This window comes from Neorhizobium sp. SHOUNA12A (assembly GCF_023006505.1).
Lineage (GTDB): Bacteria > Pseudomonadota > Alphaproteobacteria > Rhizobiales > Rhizobiaceae > Neorhizobium.
Genome location: NZ_JALBGV010000074.1, coordinates 1 through 14,274 on the forward strand (window position 1 = coordinate 1; position 14,274 = coordinate 14,274).

Consider the following 14,274-nt stretch of genomic DNA (forward strand, 5'->3'; position numbering starts at 1 on the left):
AGGCCGTGCAGGCGACTGTCGCGCGGATCGATGCCGATCTGCGCGATTCCGAGCTCAAGGCCCCGCGCGACGGACGGGTGCAATATCTCGTGGCGCAGCCGGGCGAAGTGGTCGCCGCCGGCGGCCGCGTGCTCAACATCCTCGATGTCGGCGATGTCTACATGACGTTCTTCCTACCGACCGGGGAAGCCGGGCGCACCCCGATCGGCGGCGAGGCCCGGATCGTTCTCGACGCAGCCCCCCAATATGTCATTCCGGCCCGGATATCCTTCGTGTCCGATGTCGCGCAATTCACGCCGAAGACGGTGGAGACCGAGGAGGAACGACAGAAGCTGATGTTCCGCCTGCGGGCGCGCGTCTCTCCGGAACTGCTCCAGAAATATATCGCGCAGGTCAAGACCGGGTTGCCTGGCCGGACCTATGTGAAGCTCGATCCCGCCGCAGAGTGGCCGGCGGCGCTGTCACGGCCGATCACCCCATGAGCCCGGTGCAGCAGGCGAAGGGCATCCAGGTAGAACCTGCCTATGTGGCGCGGTTGACGGATGTCGGCCATTCCTACGGCAAAACGCGCGCCATCGACGGCATAAGTCTCGATTTGCCGTCCGGACGTATGATCGGCCTGATCGGCCCGGACGGGGTGGGCAAATCCTCGCTGCTTTCGCTGATCTCCGGCGCACGCCAGATCCAGACGGGCGAGGTCGAAGTGCTTGGCGGCGACATGCGCAGCGCCCGCCACCGCGATCGCACCTGCCCGGCCATCGCCTATATGCCGCAGGGGCTCGGCAAGAACCTCTATCCGACGTTATCGGTGTTCGAGAATGCCGATTTCTTTGCCCGCCTGTTCGGCCAGGGCCGCAAGGAGCGGGAATACCGCATCGCTAACCTTCTGAAACGCACCGGCCTGTCGGGCTTCGAGGACCGCCCCGCCGGCAAGCTTTCGGGCGGCATGAAACAGAAGCTCGGCCTTTGCTGCGCCCTCATTCACGATCCGGACCTTTTGATCCTCGACGAGCCGACGACCGGCGTCGACCCGCTGTCGCGCCGGCAGTTCTGGAGCCTCGTCGACGATATCCGGAGGGAGCGGCCGGAGATGAGCGTGATCGTCGCGACCGCCTATATGGAGGAAGCATCGCGCTTCGACTGGCTGGCGGCCATGGATGCCGGCAAGGTGCTCGCAACCGGAACGCCGCGCGAAATCCTTGCCCATACCGGCGCCGCCACGCTCGACGATGCCTTCATTGCGCTGATGCCGGAGGAGAGGCGCGCCACGCACAAGGTCATTCCGCTTCATCCCCCGGCAGATTTCGACGAGGCCGAATTTGCCATCGAGGCGGAAGGCCTGACGATGCGCTTCGGCGATTTCACGGCGGTGGACGATGTCAGCTTCCGCATCCGCCGCGGCGAGATCTTTGGTTTCCTCGGCTCGAACGGCTGCGGCAAGTCCACGACGATGAAGATGCTGACCGGCCTGCTGCCGGCGAGCGAAGGCACGGCGAAGTTGTTCGGCAAGACGGTCGACCCGAAGGACATGGATGTCCGCAGGCGCGTCGGCTACATGAGCCAGGCCTTTTCGCTCTATACGGAACTGACGGTCCGGCAGAACCTCGACCTGCATGCGCGGCTGTTTCAGCTGCCCGTCGATACGATCTCGGCCCGGATCGAGGAAATGGGCCGGCGTTTCGAGCTTGCGGAGGTCATGGACGCACTGCCGGACGGTTTGCCTCTCGGTGTCCGGCAGCGGCTTTCGCTGGCGGTGGCGCTGATCCATTCGCCGGAAGTGCTGATCCTCGACGAACCGACTTCGGGCGTAGACCCGATCGCCCGTGACCAGTTGTGGGCGGCGCTAATCGAGCTCTCCCGCAAAGACCATGTCACCATATTTATCTCCACCCATTTCATGAATGAAGCGGAGCGCTGCGACCGCATCTCGCTGATGCATGCCGGCAAGGTGCTGGTGAGCGATACGCCCGATGCGATCCGCAAAAGCCGCTATGCCACAACGCTGGAGGAAGCGTTCATCGCCTATCTCGAAGATGCGATCGGCGAGACGACTGCCTCATCCGCATCGGCACCCTCGACGGCAGACGACGGGCGCAAGTTCGCCGGAGCACGGCCGCACCGCTCCTTCGACCCGCTTCGCATCTGGAGCTATAGTCTTCGCGAGACGCTGGAGATCCGCCGCGATCCCATTCGGGCCACCCTGGCGCTAATCGGCAGCGTCATCCTGATGTTCGTGATCGGCTACGGCATCAACATGGACGTCAAGGACCTGACATTCGCGGTTCTCGACCGGGACGATACGGTCGCCAGCCGCGACTATACCGCCGACATCGCCGGTTCCCGCTATTTCGTCGAGCAGCCGCCACCCGGCGATTATGGCGACCTCGACCGGCGCATGCGCGAGGGCTCGCTGAAGCTGGCGATCGAGATTCCGGCCGGTTTTGCCGAACATGTCGCCCGCGGCCACGATGTTGAGATCGGGGCGTGGATCGACGGCGCCATGCCGCAGCGGGCGGAAACCACGCGCGGCTACGTGCAGGGCATGCACGCCCACTGGTTGGCGCAAAAGGCGCGCGAAATCTTCGGCGATGCCGCCAAGGGGCAGTTCTCGATCGAGACCCGCTTCCGCTACAATCCCGGCATCGAAAGCCTGGTGGCGATGGTCCCGGCCGTCATTCCGCTGCTGCTTCTGCTGATCCCGGCGATGCTCGCGGCGCTGTCAGTGGTGCGGGAAAAGGAACTCGGCTCGATCGTCAATTTCTACGTGACGCCGGTGACGCGGCTGGAATTCCTCATCGGCAAGCAGCTTCCCTACCTGGCGCTCGGCATGATGAACGCCGTGCTCCTGTGGCTGTTTGCGATCCTGGTGTTCCAGGTGCCGTTCACCGGCAGCTTAGCTGCCTTCACCGCGGCAGCACTTCTCTATGTCGCTTTCGCGACCGCCTTCGGCCTGCTCGTCTCGACTTTCATGTCGAGCCAGATCGCCGCAATCTTCGGGACGACGCTAATGACGATCATACCGGCGGTGCAGTTTGCCGGCATGATCGATCCGGTCTCCTCGCTGCAGGGCATCGGGGCGGTCATCGGCCAGATTTATCCCACGACCTATTTCAACATCATCTCGCGCGGCACCTTCTCGAAGGGCCTCGGCTTCGAAAACCTCTTCGGGGCTTTCCTGCCGCTCATTGTTGCCGGGCCGCTGCTGATTGCGGCGAGCGCCGTCTTTCTCAAGAAACAGGCACGGTGACGGATGCGGCTCGCCAATATCGTCCACCTCGGGATCAAGGAATTGCGCGGGCTGATGCGCGATCCGATATTGCTCGGACTGATCGTCTATTCCTTCACGATCGCCGTTTATACGGAAGCAAAAGCCGTTCCCGAAACATTGAACAATGCGCCGATCGCGATCGTCGACGAGGACAATTCGCCGCTCTCGCGCCAGATCGCCGACTCTTTCCTGCAGCCCTATTTCAAACCGCCGGCGATGATCACGGCGGGCGAGATGGATGCTCGCATGGATGCCGGCACCGACACGTTCGCACTCGATATTCCGCCGAACTTCCAGAGCGACCTGATCGCCGGCAAATCCCCCGTCGTCCAACTCAATGTCGATGCGACCCGCATGACCCAGGCGTTTTCTGGATCCGGCTATGTGCAGAATATCGTCTCGACCGAAGTCGCCGGTTTTGCCGCCGCGGATATCGACGGTCGAACGCCGACCGTGAACCTCGCATTACGCGCCCGGTTCAATCCCGAACTCAACCAGATGTGGTTCACCTCGGTGATGAACGTCATCAACAACGTCACCATGCTGGCGATCATCCTGACAGGCACCGCCCTCATCCGCGAGCGGGAGCACGGCACGGTCGAGCATCTTCTGGTGATGCCGCTGACGCCGTTCGAAATCATGGCTGCAAAAGTGTGGTCGATGGGGCTGGTGGTGTTCGTCGCCACCCTGCTTTCGCTGATCTTCGTGGTGCAGGGATTGCTGAAGGTTCCGGTCGAGGGATCGATCGTGCTGTTCATGGCGGGGGCGGCGCTCCATCTTCTCGCTGCAACCGCGATGGGGATCGCGCTCGCGACGCTTGCGGGCTCGATGCCGCAGTTCGGCCTGTTGCTGATGCTGGTGCTGCTGCCGCTGCAGATCCTCTCCGGCGCGACCACGCCCCGCGAAAGCATGCCGGAAGTGATCCAGACGATCATGCTCGCCGCGCCGAACACACATTTCATCCTGCTCGCCCAGGCGATCCTTTACCGCGGCGCCGGGTTCTCGGTGGTCTGGCCGCAATTTGCGTGGCTGCTCGTCATCGCGACGGTGTTGTTTGCCTTTTCGCTGCGCGGCTTCCGCAGGTCGTTGCGATAAAACCTACCTGAACATGCCGGTGCTTATTCCTGCTTCTGCCGGCGAAGAAACGGGAGTAGAATTACCGGGTCGATCAACGAGGAAGCTCGAAAATGGGAAAAGAGGCTCCTTCACCCGGAACGTCCGCCAAAGACATCGCCAAGGAGCAGGACGATTACCTGGAAGAGTCGCTCGAAGAGACTTTTCCGGCAAGCGATCCCATCGCGCCGGGTCATCCCCGAAAGCCGGAGAAACAGCCGGTTGCTCCCAAGCGCAAGTAAAAAACGGGCCGAAGTGCTCCTCGGCCCGCATTATCTGATGCTTAGTTCTTGCCGCCGGCCTTGCGGCCCTTGTCGGCCTTGCCCTTTGCGGAAGAGGTCTTGGCGTCATAGCCCTGGCCGTGGTTGGTGCCGCCGAGATGGCCGCCGCCGCTGGTATTGACGACCTGGCGCTGGGCTCTTTTTACCTGCTGTTCTGCATCTGTCTTTTTCATGGAAATTCTTTCGTTATTCGAAGAGAAAGGCCGAGAGGGGTCAGCCACCCGACTCGCTTCAACGGTCCGTGCCGGTACATCCGTGGTCAAAGACCGGAGTCGGTTTTGGCTTTAGGCGATCTGCAGGTTTTCAGCTGCATTCTTGCCGGTGCGGTTGTCCCGCACGACATCGAAGCTCACCTTCTGGCCTTCAGCCAGATAGGTCATTCCCGAACGTTCGACGGCCGAGATGTGGACGAACACGTCCGTCGATCCGTCGGCGGGCTGGATAAAGCCGAAGCCCTTGGAGGTGTTGAAAAATTTTACGATTCCGCTGCTCATGAAGATGATCCTTCCGATCGAACACAGGTCGCCGTCCGGCAAAATGCCAGCGACAAAAGAGATCGATTTTGAAAGGAAAGATCAGCTCGAACGCAAAAGGCGTGAAAACGAAGCTCGACAACCAATTTCGATGGTAACCCCTATCGGTCAACTATGTCTTGAGCAAGGCATTTCTCGCAACCCCGCACATTGCCTTTGGCGCAAGTCCGGCGCATGATGAGGACTTCAGCAGCTATATAAAGGGCGCTGCTGCTTCAGGATTTTCACGCCCTGGCCCCAATGAAAGGAGGACGTCATGTCTTCCGAATTCTCTCAGACCACCTCCCGCAACCTGGTCCGCGTCAGCGGCCCCGGATACCGGGAAAATATCGAACTTCACCAATTCAGTGAGCGTACGCAGCCAAGCGGAATGCTTGTCGGCGGTCGGGCAGACACGACGGGAGCAGCCATGATGCTTGCCCGTTTTGGCGATCATCCCGAGAAGAGCTTTGGGGCCGCAATATCGGCTTCTTTGAGCAAACACAGAGATACCGTAACACCGCAGCTTTGATAGTTCGGCTGGCAAAGGCAGGATTTCGCAGATCCGTCATTTCACGCTTTGCATGCCTGTCTGCCGAACAACGGTTTCACTCTCCACTATCCATCGCCGCCCAAGGAGGACAAAATGGCTAAAGGCCAGGTACGAAGTAACCGCGAAACTCGCAAACCGAAAAAAGACAAGACTGCAGCCGTGACGGCCGCGCCCGCAGGCGCACAGGTCAAGCTCGCCGGCAGCGGTCTCACCTTGGGCAAAAAGCCGAAATAATGTTTCGGGCAGGAGGCGCCGTACCACGGCGCCTCCGACGCCGGCCCCCTTCGAAATTCGCAGGCTCAAGCAGGCGACAGGGATGATTGCCATCCGGTCGCTGCTGGATCGTTTGCGTTTCGCTTTCTCGGGAAATGTGTTCTTCAACCATTCGCTCCCATCGGGCGCGGAGATGTGATCCTATTTCCAATCCCTGCGTCGGCGGAAAGCGTTGCCGGCTAGCGCAATCCGGGAGGCTTCTTCGAAACGCGGGTGGCGCGGATGCCACCAAGCCAAATCTCCGAACCCGTCAGCGGCGGTCCCTGGATCGGCATACCCCGGAAGATGGCATGCAGGCTCGATGCGTCGGGGCAGCTTTCTGCGGATTGTTCAGCCTGCGGCTGGTTGTTCGTCAGCATTTTCTCGAAATAAAGCTGGAAATTCGGATGCGAGGATCGTGAGGACATCGTGCCCCTCCTTGGTCGTCGGGGCTAGGGCTCGCATCGGGTCCCTCAGGCGGCTGCGCCCTTGCCAGTTGCAGCCGACCAGCCACGATGGGCCTCATTCCCGCCCATGGCAAGCACCGCCTATCCGTTTTGAGACAAGACTTGAAACTGACGCATTATTTCGCCATATATGATTCACGTTTTCAGCCTTTTCGGCTACCTGATCCTCCCGGCTCCGCCGGTTGCTTGGCGACACCCTTGATTTTGCGAACGTCGAACTCCGCCCCGTCGGCTGGAGAATTCTTGCGTTGGCCGTTGTCGCGTCCCGCAGTCTATCCTTTAAGGTTACATCAATGATCGATACCGTCCGTAATGCCGCCCAGAATCTGTTTCGCAAACCCGATGCAGAAGAAGGCTCCAATGCAGCCAAGCTGCAGGAATTTCGCCAGAGACAGGCGCTGAGAAGCCGGGAACTCAAGCTCGCGCAAAAGCAGGAGCGCCTCCAGAGGCGCGCGTCGCAATTGCAGCCGGCCTGACACGGATTGTTCCGACGAAGTTATTCGTTCGGATCATCCCCTCGCACATCTCCTCGACCACAAGGACACCAGCATGGCCGCCTTCAACTACAATGCCGGCGCGGGGCTCTACCCGTGCAAGAACTGGAAGAGAACGAGCAGGCTTGGCTACAAGAGGTTCGAAACCGTGGCCGAGGCCCTGCGTTTTGCAATCGAGGTCATGCCTGCATCGCTGTTGCGCGGGTCCATTCTCGAGGTCGAAGAAGCCCGGTTCGACAGCACGCAGATACAGAAACTCTACGACGCCGGTGAATATCCGCTGCAGCGTCGGGACCAGTGAGGTAACCCCTCTCGGGGTTCCTATGCAGCGTTCGGGATTATCGTAATTTACCGGGTGCGGCGGGTTTTTCCTATCGCCTTGGCATGGCGGCTGTTATAGCGGTGATCAAGCAGGGTTCGATGAAAGCCCCCCGCGCCAGCGCGTGCCGACCTTACTGCTCTTGGGGTGAATTGGATGACGATATTTTCCGTCCGGCATGTCACCTCCTATCGGTATACGAGGCCGGTGGAGTTCGGCGAACACAGGCTGATGTTCAGGCCGCGGGATAGTTTCGACCAGACTTTACTGAGTTCCCAGCTCAACGTTTATCCAAAGCCGGATTATGTCCGATGGATCCACGATGTCTTCGGCAATTGCGTCGCGCTGGTCGGAATATCGAAGGCGTCTTCCGAACTACGGTTCGAAACCAATATCCGCCTCGACCACACGCCGCAGGTGGCGATGGACTTCCAGATCGACGAAGAGGCACTCACCTATCCGTTCGTATACGATCCGGAAGAAGCCTTCGATCTGGAGAGGACGATCCAGCGCCACTATCCCGATCCCGAGGACCGGGTTGGCAAATGGGCACGGCAATTCGTCAGGGTCGGCCATGCCACCGAAACCGGCCATCTGCTGATGACCATGTGCTTCGCGCTCCACGAGGGTTTCATCTATGCCAGGCGCTCCGAACACGGGACGCAACCGCCGCTCGAAACCCTGCAGCTGCGCCGCGGCACCTGCCGCGATTTCGCACTGCTGATGATGGAAGCGGCGCGGTCGCTCGGCTTGGCGGCGCGTTTCGTGACCGGCTATATCTACGTGCCCGACCGCGACGGCTCGATAACGCTCGGCGGCGGATCGACCCACGCCTGGTGCCAGGTCTATCTTCCCGGCGCCGGGTGGGTAGAATTCGATCCCACCAACGGTATCGTCGGCAATCGCGACCTGATACGCGTGGGTGTCGCTCGCGATCCGCGACAGGCGATCCCGCTATCGGGAAGTTACGATGGCGACGATACCGATTTCGACAGCATGTCCGTGCAGGTTAACGTGACGACCGATGACCAAAGCGTGAAACTCCACGGGTAACCGGAACACCCGGATTATTCGAGCGTTGCCGCTGAACTGCCATTTCGGCCAGAGTTTCTCCATAGGGATACGATCATGAAGATACGCGCAGGGTTTCGCATAGGGTATGAATGCCAGCACGATACGGCGATGCTACTGGTTCTGAATATCCATCCCTCGCGTCGCGCGGACCTTTTGAGCGACCAAGTGCTGAGCTTCGACCGCCCGATCGAGGCCTGGAGCTATCTCGACAGCTTCGGAAACGCCTGCAGCCGGATCGTGGCCCCGCCGGGGCTGACGACGATCTCGACCGAATTCGAAATCTACGACGACGGCATGCCTGACCCGGTGCCGCAAAATGCCTTCCAGCACGACATCAAGGATCTGCCGGACGACGTGCTGGTCTTCCTGCTCGGCAGCCGCTACTGCGACACCGACCGCCTGGCGGATTTTGCCTGGAAGACATTTTCCGCGACGCCTCTCGGCTGGCCGCGGGTGCAGGCGATCCTCGATTTCGCCCACAACCACATCACTTTCAACTACCAGAACGCGGATCCGCTGCGGACAGCCTTTGGAGGCTTTACCGATCGCACAGGCGTCTGCCGCGATTTCGCGCATCTCGCCATCACGCTTTGCCGCTGCATGAACATTCCGGCGCGTTACTGCACCGGCTATCTCGGCGATATCGGCGTCCCGGTGGATATCAACCCGATGGATTTCAGCGCCTGGTTCCAGGTCTATCTCGGCGGGCGCTGGAATACCGTCGATGCCCGTCATAACAAACCCCGCATCGGGCGCATTCTGATGGCGACCGGGCGGGACGCGACGGACGTGGCGCTTTCGACCGCCTTCGGCCCGGCGATCCTGGCTTCTTTCCAGGTGACGACCGAAGAAATACCGGCCTCCGCCTAAATCTTCAAACTGCCGGCCCTTTGGCGCTCAAGCCCGAAAGGGGTACCGTTGATATTCTTCCGCCATCAACAAAAACCACTCATGGTTGCGCGTCGCATGATTTTCAAAACAAAAAGTTGACACTTCGGTCATGATGCATTAGGTAGGGGACATCGATACTTTGTTTGCCGATATTTGTTTTTGCTGCGCATCGCGCTTCTTGACGAACTTTCCCTCTCAAAAGTCGAAACACCCGCCGTGCGTCGCCCGGCGGATTATCAATGTTGCTATGAAAGGGTTCGTTATGGCCACTGGCACAGTTAAATGGTTCAATGCCACCAAGGGCTTCGGCTTCATTCAGCCTGACGACGGCAGCGCCGACGTCTTCGTTCACATCTCGGCCGTCGAACGCGCTGGCATGAGCTCGATTGTTGAAGGTCAGAAGCTCGGCTTTGAACTTGAGCGTGACCGCAAGTCGGGCAAGATGTCCGCAGGCCAGCTTCAGGCTGCCTAAAACTTTAGCCTCCCATGACCACGGATGTACCGGCATGGCGGCAAAAGATATGTGAAGGCCAGGCATATGTCTGGCCTTTTTCCGTTGAGGCATTTGGCTGACGCGAACATCCGCATAACTTCCCGTTAAGCGCGATATTCGTTTTCAACCGCCACATTCAAGATCTGACAAGGAAGATACATTGAGACACCCGAGCGACAACAGCTTTGCCGAGCGCCGCAAGACAGCGGCGGATGCCAAGCGAGAGCTTTTGGCGAAGTTTGCGTCCGCCCCCAAACCGACCGATCCCGCCGTGCAGGAACGACGCGCCGAACGCGAGGCCCTTGCCGCCGCGAGAGAAGCCCGCCGTGCCGAGCGCGAAGCGCTGAAGGCGGCGGAGAACGAACGCCAGCTGCAGGAAGCTGCCGCATTGGCCGCAGCCGCGGAAGCCCATGAAAAGGCCGCAGCCGAGGCCCAGCAAGCGGAAACCAACGCCCGGGTTGCCCGGGTCGTTGCCGATGAAGCCGCCCGCAAGGCGGAGCGCGATCGTCGTTACGCGGCACGCAAGGCCCGTCAGGGCTGATATTCGAGGCATGTGCCTGAAACCATGCAGGCACATCCCGCTTCGGGCCCGCCGCATGCCGAGGCAAAAAAGGTGGATCGATTTCCATGAACGCCAGAGCCTATGCGCCAGCGCCCGATACCGAAGACGATATCGGCGCGTGGCTGAAGATTCTTTCTAAATATCGGCAGCCGCGTTTCGGACGCAGCAGCTTCGAACTGCTTGTCACGGTGCTGCCGTTCGCCGTCCTCTGGGCCGGCGCCTATATTTCCGTATTCCTGGGTTTCCCGATCGGGCTGATCCTCGTCCTTCCCGCCGCCGCTTTTCTGCTGCGGCTGTTCATGATCCAGCACGATTGCGGGCACGGCTCGTTCTTCGCCCGTCGACGCCTGGACAACTGGACCGGACGCGTGCTGGGTGTCCTGACCCTGACGCCTTATGACTACTGGCGCCGGGCACATGCCGCCCACCATGCCTCGGCCGGCAACCTCGACGAACGCGGCGTCGGCGACATCACCACGCTGACGATCGCCGAATATCAGGCTCTTCCCTGGTCGCGCCGGCTCGCTTATCGCCTTTACCGCCATCCGCTGGTAATGTTCGGCATCGGACCCGCCTGGCTTTTCCTCTTCAAGCAGCGCCTGCCCTTTGGAATGATGGGTTCCGGCGCCCTGCCCTGGATTTCCACGATGGCGACCAATCTCGCGATCGCTGTTCTTGCGGCCTTGATGATATGGGCGATCGGGCTCGTGCCCTTTCTGCTGGTCCACCTGCCGATCGTGCTGATCGCAGGGGCCGCCGGCGTCTGGCTTTTCTACGTTCAGCACCAGTTCGAGGAGACCCATTGGTCGAAGACCGAGGACTGGCAGTTTCCGGAGGCCGCCCTTCACGGCGCCTCCCATTACGACCTGCCGCTGGTGCTTCGCTGGCTGACCGGCAATATCGGCATCCACCACGTCCATCACCTTTCGAGCAGGATACCCTACTACCGGCTGCCCGAAGTGTTGCGCGATCACCCCGAACTGGCCGGCATCGGCCGCATAACGCTTTGGCAGAGCATCCAATGCGTCAAACTCGTGCTCTGGGACGAAAAGAGCCGAAAGCTCCTGTCGTTTCGCGATGCCGCCAAGGCGGCGAAGACTTCTTAACCGCTGCAATCGGCGAGGCTGAAACCACCGCCTGAGCACCGATGCACAAAGACTACCTCCCTACCGATCAAGGACTGTACATTGAGCACGACCGAGAACACCAAAACGACCACCGCCCCGACGCCGGCGGCGCATGCGCTGACTGTCGAGCTGACGCCGACCCAGGTCAGGGGCCTCAAGCTGGCGAAGGATGGTGACCTGTTCCCGCAGGAAGCCAAGAAGTGGACGCATCTGAACGCGGTCGTGACTTACGCGCGGAACGACCGGTTCAAGGAACGGCCGCAGAAGATCAAGTTCCTGACGACGACGACGCTGAACGAACTGCGGGAACACGGCCTTCTGCGTGTCCTCAACGAGGACGTCTCGGTGGAAGAATCGGCGCATGGAATCACCATGGCCGGCAAGATATGGCTTCTGAAGAACAAATAACCGATATGCGGTCATACCGTGCGATATGCAGCAGCCGGATCAAGTGAAATACGGCTGCAGCAGATCTCTCTTCTCTTGAGGAGCAGAGAGAAATACCCTTGTATTTGTCCGTTTTCGACCCATATTAGCCGCAGGTAGCAGATTCAGAACGGGCGCTGCGATCAAGGGCGCGAGCCCTGGCCCCAAGGAGGAGGACGGCATGTCTTCCATCAGGCGAATCCAACCTTCTTCCCAGACAGGCCCGCAATTACACCGGGCGGGCTATGCACACCTGTTCCGCATCGCGGTGCCGGCTGTTTGCATGGCATTCATTCTCTTCATCCTGCTTCGCGACCTATTCTGACCTGGCGACCTATTCTGACCTGGCAATGCGCATCATCAGAAACCCGGAACGCCGCCCCCAGAGAACGCGTTCCATCTCGAATTGAAACCGTCATGACCCTGATATTTCCGAATAGAAGCCGCAGTTTCGACGAAGCGCGCAAGGTCGTTCGCTTCCTGGGCTATGACGGCATGTTCGAAGTCAGGTTTTTCGTGGAAGCCGAAGCACTCGCCAGCAGAACGGCGACAGGCATGTCGGAGAACGATTACCTCCAGGCCTTTGATGCGGCCAGATCCAGCATCCAGGATGCTGCCATGAGGGCATATCGCCCCAATCGCGGCACGACCTATACGCTGACGGCGGCCGATCTCGGCTAATTCGGATGGAAATCTGATCGCCTACCGAGAGGCGGCCCGCTGCCTTCGAGGCTCCGGGCGCTCAACGCGGTCAATGAACCGTGGCCCGGTCAGTGCCCATATCATAGACCAATCCATCGTCCCAAGGTCCCGCGTCCCTGAGTGTATCGAGGCTGCCCCAGTCTCTCGATGCGGAGGACCAGAAATGGACCTTCTCACACCCGTCCAGTTTTGCCCTTAGCTTGGCGAACTCGAAAAGATGTCTTGCAACGCGCTGGTCATCGAGAAGGCTGACGGATGCAAAGAGAGGGATTTCGAGCTGGCGCCCGTAGACCAGGTGCTCGCGGGTGAAGACGTGGCAAAGGCCGCGAACATACCCTTGCGCATCCGTCACCGCCAGCCAATCACGGCGCAATGAGGCCGAAGCGGTCAGCCGCTTCCATCGCTGCAGATCCAGCCCTGACATGACCAGCTGGACGACCGCGTAAGCACGATAGACATCCGCAGCGTTGAGGACACCCACGTCGTAATCCATCTCCATATCCTCGCTCCAGGAAGGCCCATGCAGATCGCCGGGCCGGCTCTCCAAACTCTATTTCTGAGTGCTATCGGCGCCCTGAACATTGACGCGCATCAACGGGCGCAGGGCTGAACCATCGGCCCGCGCTTGCGCTGGGTCAATGAAGCGGCCCGCGTCAGAGATAATCGTTGCGGCATTCATGCTTCCCACAACAAGGAGACGAACATGACGCGAACGATGAAAGCCGCTGTCGTGCACCAATTCGGCAAGCCACTTGCGATCGAATGCGTCCCGGTGCCCGTGCCGGGTCCAGGCGAAATCCTCGTCAAGGTCATGGCCTGCGGCGTCTGCCACACCGACCTTCACGCCGCCGATGGCGACTGGCCCGTCAAGCCCAACCCGCCGTTCATCCCCGGACATGAGGCGGCCGGCATCGTCGTCGAGCTCGGCCCGGGTGTCACAGGATTGAAAGAAGGCGACGCCGTCGGCGTTGCCTGGCTGCACGACGCATGCCTTGCCTGCGAATATTGCGAGACCGGCTGGGAGACGCTTTGCGAGCACCAGCACAATACCGGCTATAGCTGCAATGGCGGCTTTGCCGAATATGTCGTCGCCTCTGCTGCGTTCGTAGCAAAACTGCCGCAGAATGTCGATTTCGCGGCAATCTCGCCGATCCTCTGCGCCGGCGTGACCACCTACAAAGGCCTCAAGGAGACCGAAGCGAGGCCCGGCGAATGGGTGGCGATTTCCGGCATCGGCGGGCTCGGCCACGTCGCAATTCAATATGCCAAGGCGATGGGTTTTCATGTGGTAGCACTCGACGTCAGTGCCGATAAGCTGGAACTTGCCCGCAGCCTCGGCGCCGACCTGGTGGTGGATGCCCGCAGGCTTACCGCTGTCGAAGAGGTTATCAGTGCGACCGGCGGCGGCGCTCACGGCGTTCTGGTGACAGCCGTCTCGCCTCCCGCCTTTTCCCAGGCGCTCCGCATGGCGAGGCGCAAAGGAACGGTCAGCCTGGTCGGCTTGCCGCCCGGCGAGTTCCCGACGCCGATCTTCGATGTCGTGCTGAAACGCATCACCGTTCGCGGCTCGATCGTCGGGACACGACGCGATCTCGACGAGGCGATCGCCTTTGCCACGGAAGGCAAGGTCAAGGCGGAGATCCACAAGGCGCCGCTCGAAGAGATCAACGACATCTTCGCGCGCCTGAAGGACGGCAAGATTGACGGGCGCATGGTGCTGGATTTTTCGTAAACACCCTT

21 protein-coding genes are annotated in these 14,274 nt (G+C 60.4%); 17 read left to right on the forward strand and 4 right to left on the reverse strand.

Going from position 1 to position 14,274, the window contains the following annotated elements; all coding sequences use genetic code 11:
- The 4 genes from MOV63_RS25040 to MOV63_RS25055 form a co-directional block, all read left to right on the forward strand.
- On the forward strand, window positions 1-482 hold a 482-nt coding region (locus MOV63_RS25040), incomplete at its 5' end, for an HlyD family secretion protein (protein ID WP_247037971.1).
- A complete protein-coding gene (gene rbbA / locus MOV63_RS25045) occupies window positions 479-3,247 on the forward strand; it encodes a ribosome-associated ATPase/putative transporter RbbA (RefSeq protein ID WP_247037973.1) in 2,769 nt (922 codons plus the stop codon). The genes MOV63_RS25040 and rbbA, both read left to right, overlap by 4 nt.
- A 3-nt stretch (window positions 3,248-3,250) precedes the next feature.
- Complete coding sequence (locus tag MOV63_RS25050; protein WP_247037975.1) at window positions 3,251-4,363, forward strand: ABC transporter permease; 1,113 nt, start codon at window positions 3,251-3,253, stop codon at window positions 4,361-4,363.
- Between the two features lie 92 nt (window positions 4,364-4,455).
- Window positions 4,456-4,623 (forward strand): hypothetical protein, encoded by a 168-nt coding sequence (locus MOV63_RS25055; RefSeq protein WP_247037976.1) that lies wholly within the window; start codon window positions 4,456-4,458, stop codon window positions 4,621-4,623.
- 41 nt (window positions 4,624-4,664) lie between these two features.
- Here the strand turns inward: MOV63_RS25055 and MOV63_RS25060 are convergent, their stop codons facing one another.
- Both MOV63_RS25060 and MOV63_RS25065 read right to left on the reverse strand, forming a co-directional pair.
- Window positions 4,665-4,835 carry a hypothetical protein gene (locus MOV63_RS25060; protein ID WP_247037979.1) on the reverse strand — a complete coding sequence of 57 codons (171 nt, stop codon included), beginning with the start codon at window positions 4,833-4,835 and terminating at the stop codon, window positions 4,665-4,667.
- Between the two features lie 111 nt (window positions 4,836-4,946).
- Window positions 4,947-5,156, reverse strand: coding sequence for a cold-shock protein (locus tag MOV63_RS25065; RefSeq protein ID WP_038548738.1), 210 nt, complete (start codon window positions 5,154-5,156; stop codon window positions 4,947-4,949).
- 295 nt (window positions 5,157-5,451) lie between these two features.
- Between MOV63_RS25065 and MOV63_RS25070 the strand changes: the two genes are divergently transcribed.
- Window positions 5,452-5,706 carry a hypothetical protein gene (locus tag MOV63_RS25070; protein WP_038540046.1) on the forward strand — a complete coding sequence of 85 codons (255 nt, stop codon included), beginning with the start codon at window positions 5,452-5,454 and terminating at the stop codon, window positions 5,704-5,706.
- 114 nt (window positions 5,707-5,820) lie between these two features.
- Complete coding sequence (locus tag MOV63_RS25075; RefSeq protein ID WP_167551667.1) at window positions 5,821-5,961, forward strand: hypothetical protein; 141 nt, start codon at window positions 5,821-5,823, stop codon at window positions 5,959-5,961.
- A 218-nt stretch (window positions 5,962-6,179) separates the two neighbouring features.
- Here the strand turns inward: MOV63_RS25075 and MOV63_RS25080 are convergent, their stop codons facing one another.
- Window positions 6,180-6,407: a hypothetical protein gene (locus tag MOV63_RS25080; RefSeq protein WP_247037980.1), complete on the reverse strand. Its 228-nt coding sequence runs from the start codon at window positions 6,405-6,407 to the stop codon at window positions 6,180-6,182.
- Window positions 6,408-6,739: 332 nt separating this feature from the next.
- Between MOV63_RS25080 and MOV63_RS25085 the strand changes: the two genes are divergently transcribed.
- The 10 genes from MOV63_RS25085 to MOV63_RS25130 all read left to right on the forward strand — a co-directional run bounded on the left by MOV63_RS25085 (window position 6,740) and on the right by MOV63_RS25130 (window position 12,513).
- Window positions 6,740-6,922, forward strand: a complete 183-nt coding sequence (locus MOV63_RS25085) for a hypothetical protein (protein ID WP_038540037.1) — start codon at window positions 6,740-6,742, stop codon at window positions 6,920-6,922.
- Window positions 6,923-6,995: 73 nt separating this feature from the next.
- Window positions 6,996-7,241, forward strand: coding sequence for a hypothetical protein (locus tag MOV63_RS25090; protein WP_038540034.1), 246 nt, complete (start codon window positions 6,996-6,998; stop codon window positions 7,239-7,241).
- Window positions 7,242-7,415: 174 nt separating this feature from the next.
- Window positions 7,416-8,312: a transglutaminase family protein gene (locus MOV63_RS25095; protein WP_038540031.1), complete on the forward strand. Its 897-nt coding sequence runs from the start codon at window positions 7,416-7,418 to the stop codon at window positions 8,310-8,312.
- 75 nt (window positions 8,313-8,387) lie between these two features.
- On the forward strand, window positions 8,388-9,203 hold the full coding sequence (locus MOV63_RS25100; protein WP_038540029.1) for a transglutaminase family protein: 816 nt from the start codon (window positions 8,388-8,390) through the stop codon (window positions 9,201-9,203).
- Window positions 9,204-9,486: 283 nt separating this feature from the next.
- Entirely contained in the window at window positions 9,487-9,696 is a 210-nt protein-coding gene (locus MOV63_RS25105; protein WP_037085395.1) for a cold-shock protein, read from the forward strand.
- 181 nt (window positions 9,697-9,877) lie between these two features.
- Complete coding sequence (locus tag MOV63_RS25110) at window positions 9,878-10,258, forward strand: DUF6481 family protein (protein WP_038540025.1); 381 nt, start codon at window positions 9,878-9,880, stop codon at window positions 10,256-10,258.
- A gap of 86 nt (window positions 10,259-10,344) precedes the next feature.
- Window positions 10,345-11,385 (forward strand): fatty acid desaturase, encoded by a 1,041-nt coding sequence (locus MOV63_RS25115; protein WP_038540022.1) that lies wholly within the window; start codon window positions 10,345-10,347, stop codon window positions 11,383-11,385.
- Window positions 11,386-11,523: 138 nt separating this feature from the next.
- The gene (locus MOV63_RS25120; RefSeq protein ID WP_038548735.1) at window positions 11,524-11,814 is read left to right on the forward strand and encodes a hypothetical protein; all 291 of its coding nucleotides are present in this window, start codon (window positions 11,524-11,526) and stop codon (window positions 11,812-11,814) included.
- 199 nt (window positions 11,815-12,013) lie between these two features.
- Entirely contained in the window at window positions 12,014-12,157 is a 144-nt protein-coding gene (locus MOV63_RS25125; protein ID WP_157885070.1) for a hypothetical protein, read from the forward strand.
- A gap of 92 nt (window positions 12,158-12,249) precedes the next feature.
- Window positions 12,250-12,513: a DUF1488 domain-containing protein gene (locus MOV63_RS25130; RefSeq protein WP_038540019.1), complete on the forward strand. Its 264-nt coding sequence runs from the start codon at window positions 12,250-12,252 to the stop codon at window positions 12,511-12,513.
- Between the two features lie 70 nt (window positions 12,514-12,583).
- On the opposite strand, the gene MOV63_RS25135 is transcribed toward MOV63_RS25130, so the two are convergent.
- Complete coding sequence (locus tag MOV63_RS25135; protein ID WP_247037982.1) at window positions 12,584-13,027, reverse strand: hypothetical protein; 444 nt, start codon at window positions 13,025-13,027, stop codon at window positions 12,584-12,586.
- 210 nt (window positions 13,028-13,237) lie between these two features.
- On the opposite strand from MOV63_RS25135, the gene adhP reads away from it, so the two are divergent.
- Complete coding sequence (gene adhP, locus MOV63_RS25140; RefSeq protein ID WP_247037985.1) at window positions 13,238-14,266, forward strand: alcohol dehydrogenase AdhP; 1,029 nt, start codon at window positions 13,238-13,240, stop codon at window positions 14,264-14,266.
- Window positions 14,267-14,274 lie beyond the last annotated feature (8 nt).

Excerpts from the sequence above, each read along its gene's own strand:
- rbbA (WP_247037973.1), top strand. The coding sequence starts at position 479 with ATGAGCCCGGTGCAGCAGGCGAAGGGCATCCAGGTAGAACCTGCCTAT.
- MOV63_RS25050 (WP_247037975.1), top strand. The coding sequence starts at position 3,251 with ATGCGGCTCGCCAATATCGTCCACCTCGGGATCAAGGAATTGCGCGGG.
- MOV63_RS25055 (WP_247037976.1), top strand. The coding sequence starts at position 4,456 with ATGGGAAAAGAGGCTCCTTCACCCGGAACGTCCGCCAAAGACATCGCC.
- MOV63_RS25060 (WP_247037979.1), bottom strand. The coding sequence starts at position 4,835 with ATGAAAAAGACAGATGCAGAACAGCAGGTAAAAAGAGCCCAGCGCCAG.
- MOV63_RS25065 (WP_038548738.1), bottom strand. The coding sequence starts at position 5,156 with ATGAGCAGCGGAATCGTAAAATTTTTCAACACCTCCAAGGGCTTCGGC.
- MOV63_RS25070 (WP_038540046.1), top strand. The coding sequence starts at position 5,452 with ATGTCTTCCGAATTCTCTCAGACCACCTCCCGCAACCTGGTCCGCGTC.
- MOV63_RS25075 (WP_167551667.1), top strand. The coding sequence starts at position 5,821 with ATGGCTAAAGGCCAGGTACGAAGTAACCGCGAAACTCGCAAACCGAAA.
- MOV63_RS25080 (WP_247037980.1), bottom strand. The coding sequence starts at position 6,407 with ATGTCCTCACGATCCTCGCATCCGAATTTCCAGCTTTATTTCGAGAAA.
- MOV63_RS25085 (WP_038540037.1), top strand. The coding sequence starts at position 6,740 with ATGATCGATACCGTCCGTAATGCCGCCCAGAATCTGTTTCGCAAACCC.
- MOV63_RS25090 (WP_038540034.1), top strand. The coding sequence starts at position 6,996 with ATGGCCGCCTTCAACTACAATGCCGGCGCGGGGCTCTACCCGTGCAAG.
- MOV63_RS25095 (WP_038540031.1), top strand. The coding sequence starts at position 7,416 with ATGACGATATTTTCCGTCCGGCATGTCACCTCCTATCGGTATACGAGG.
- MOV63_RS25100 (WP_038540029.1), top strand. The coding sequence starts at position 8,388 with ATGAAGATACGCGCAGGGTTTCGCATAGGGTATGAATGCCAGCACGAT.
- MOV63_RS25105 (WP_037085395.1), top strand. The coding sequence starts at position 9,487 with ATGGCCACTGGCACAGTTAAATGGTTCAATGCCACCAAGGGCTTCGGC.
- MOV63_RS25115 (WP_038540022.1), top strand. The coding sequence starts at position 10,345 with ATGAACGCCAGAGCCTATGCGCCAGCGCCCGATACCGAAGACGATATC.
- MOV63_RS25125 (WP_157885070.1), top strand. The coding sequence starts at position 12,014 with ATGTCTTCCATCAGGCGAATCCAACCTTCTTCCCAGACAGGCCCGCAA.
- MOV63_RS25130 (WP_038540019.1), top strand. The coding sequence starts at position 12,250 with ATGACCCTGATATTTCCGAATAGAAGCCGCAGTTTCGACGAAGCGCGC.
- MOV63_RS25135 (WP_247037982.1), bottom strand. The coding sequence starts at position 13,027 with ATGGATTACGACGTGGGTGTCCTCAACGCTGCGGATGTCTATCGTGCT.
- adhP (WP_247037985.1), top strand. The coding sequence starts at position 13,238 with ATGACGCGAACGATGAAAGCCGCTGTCGTGCACCAATTCGGCAAGCCA.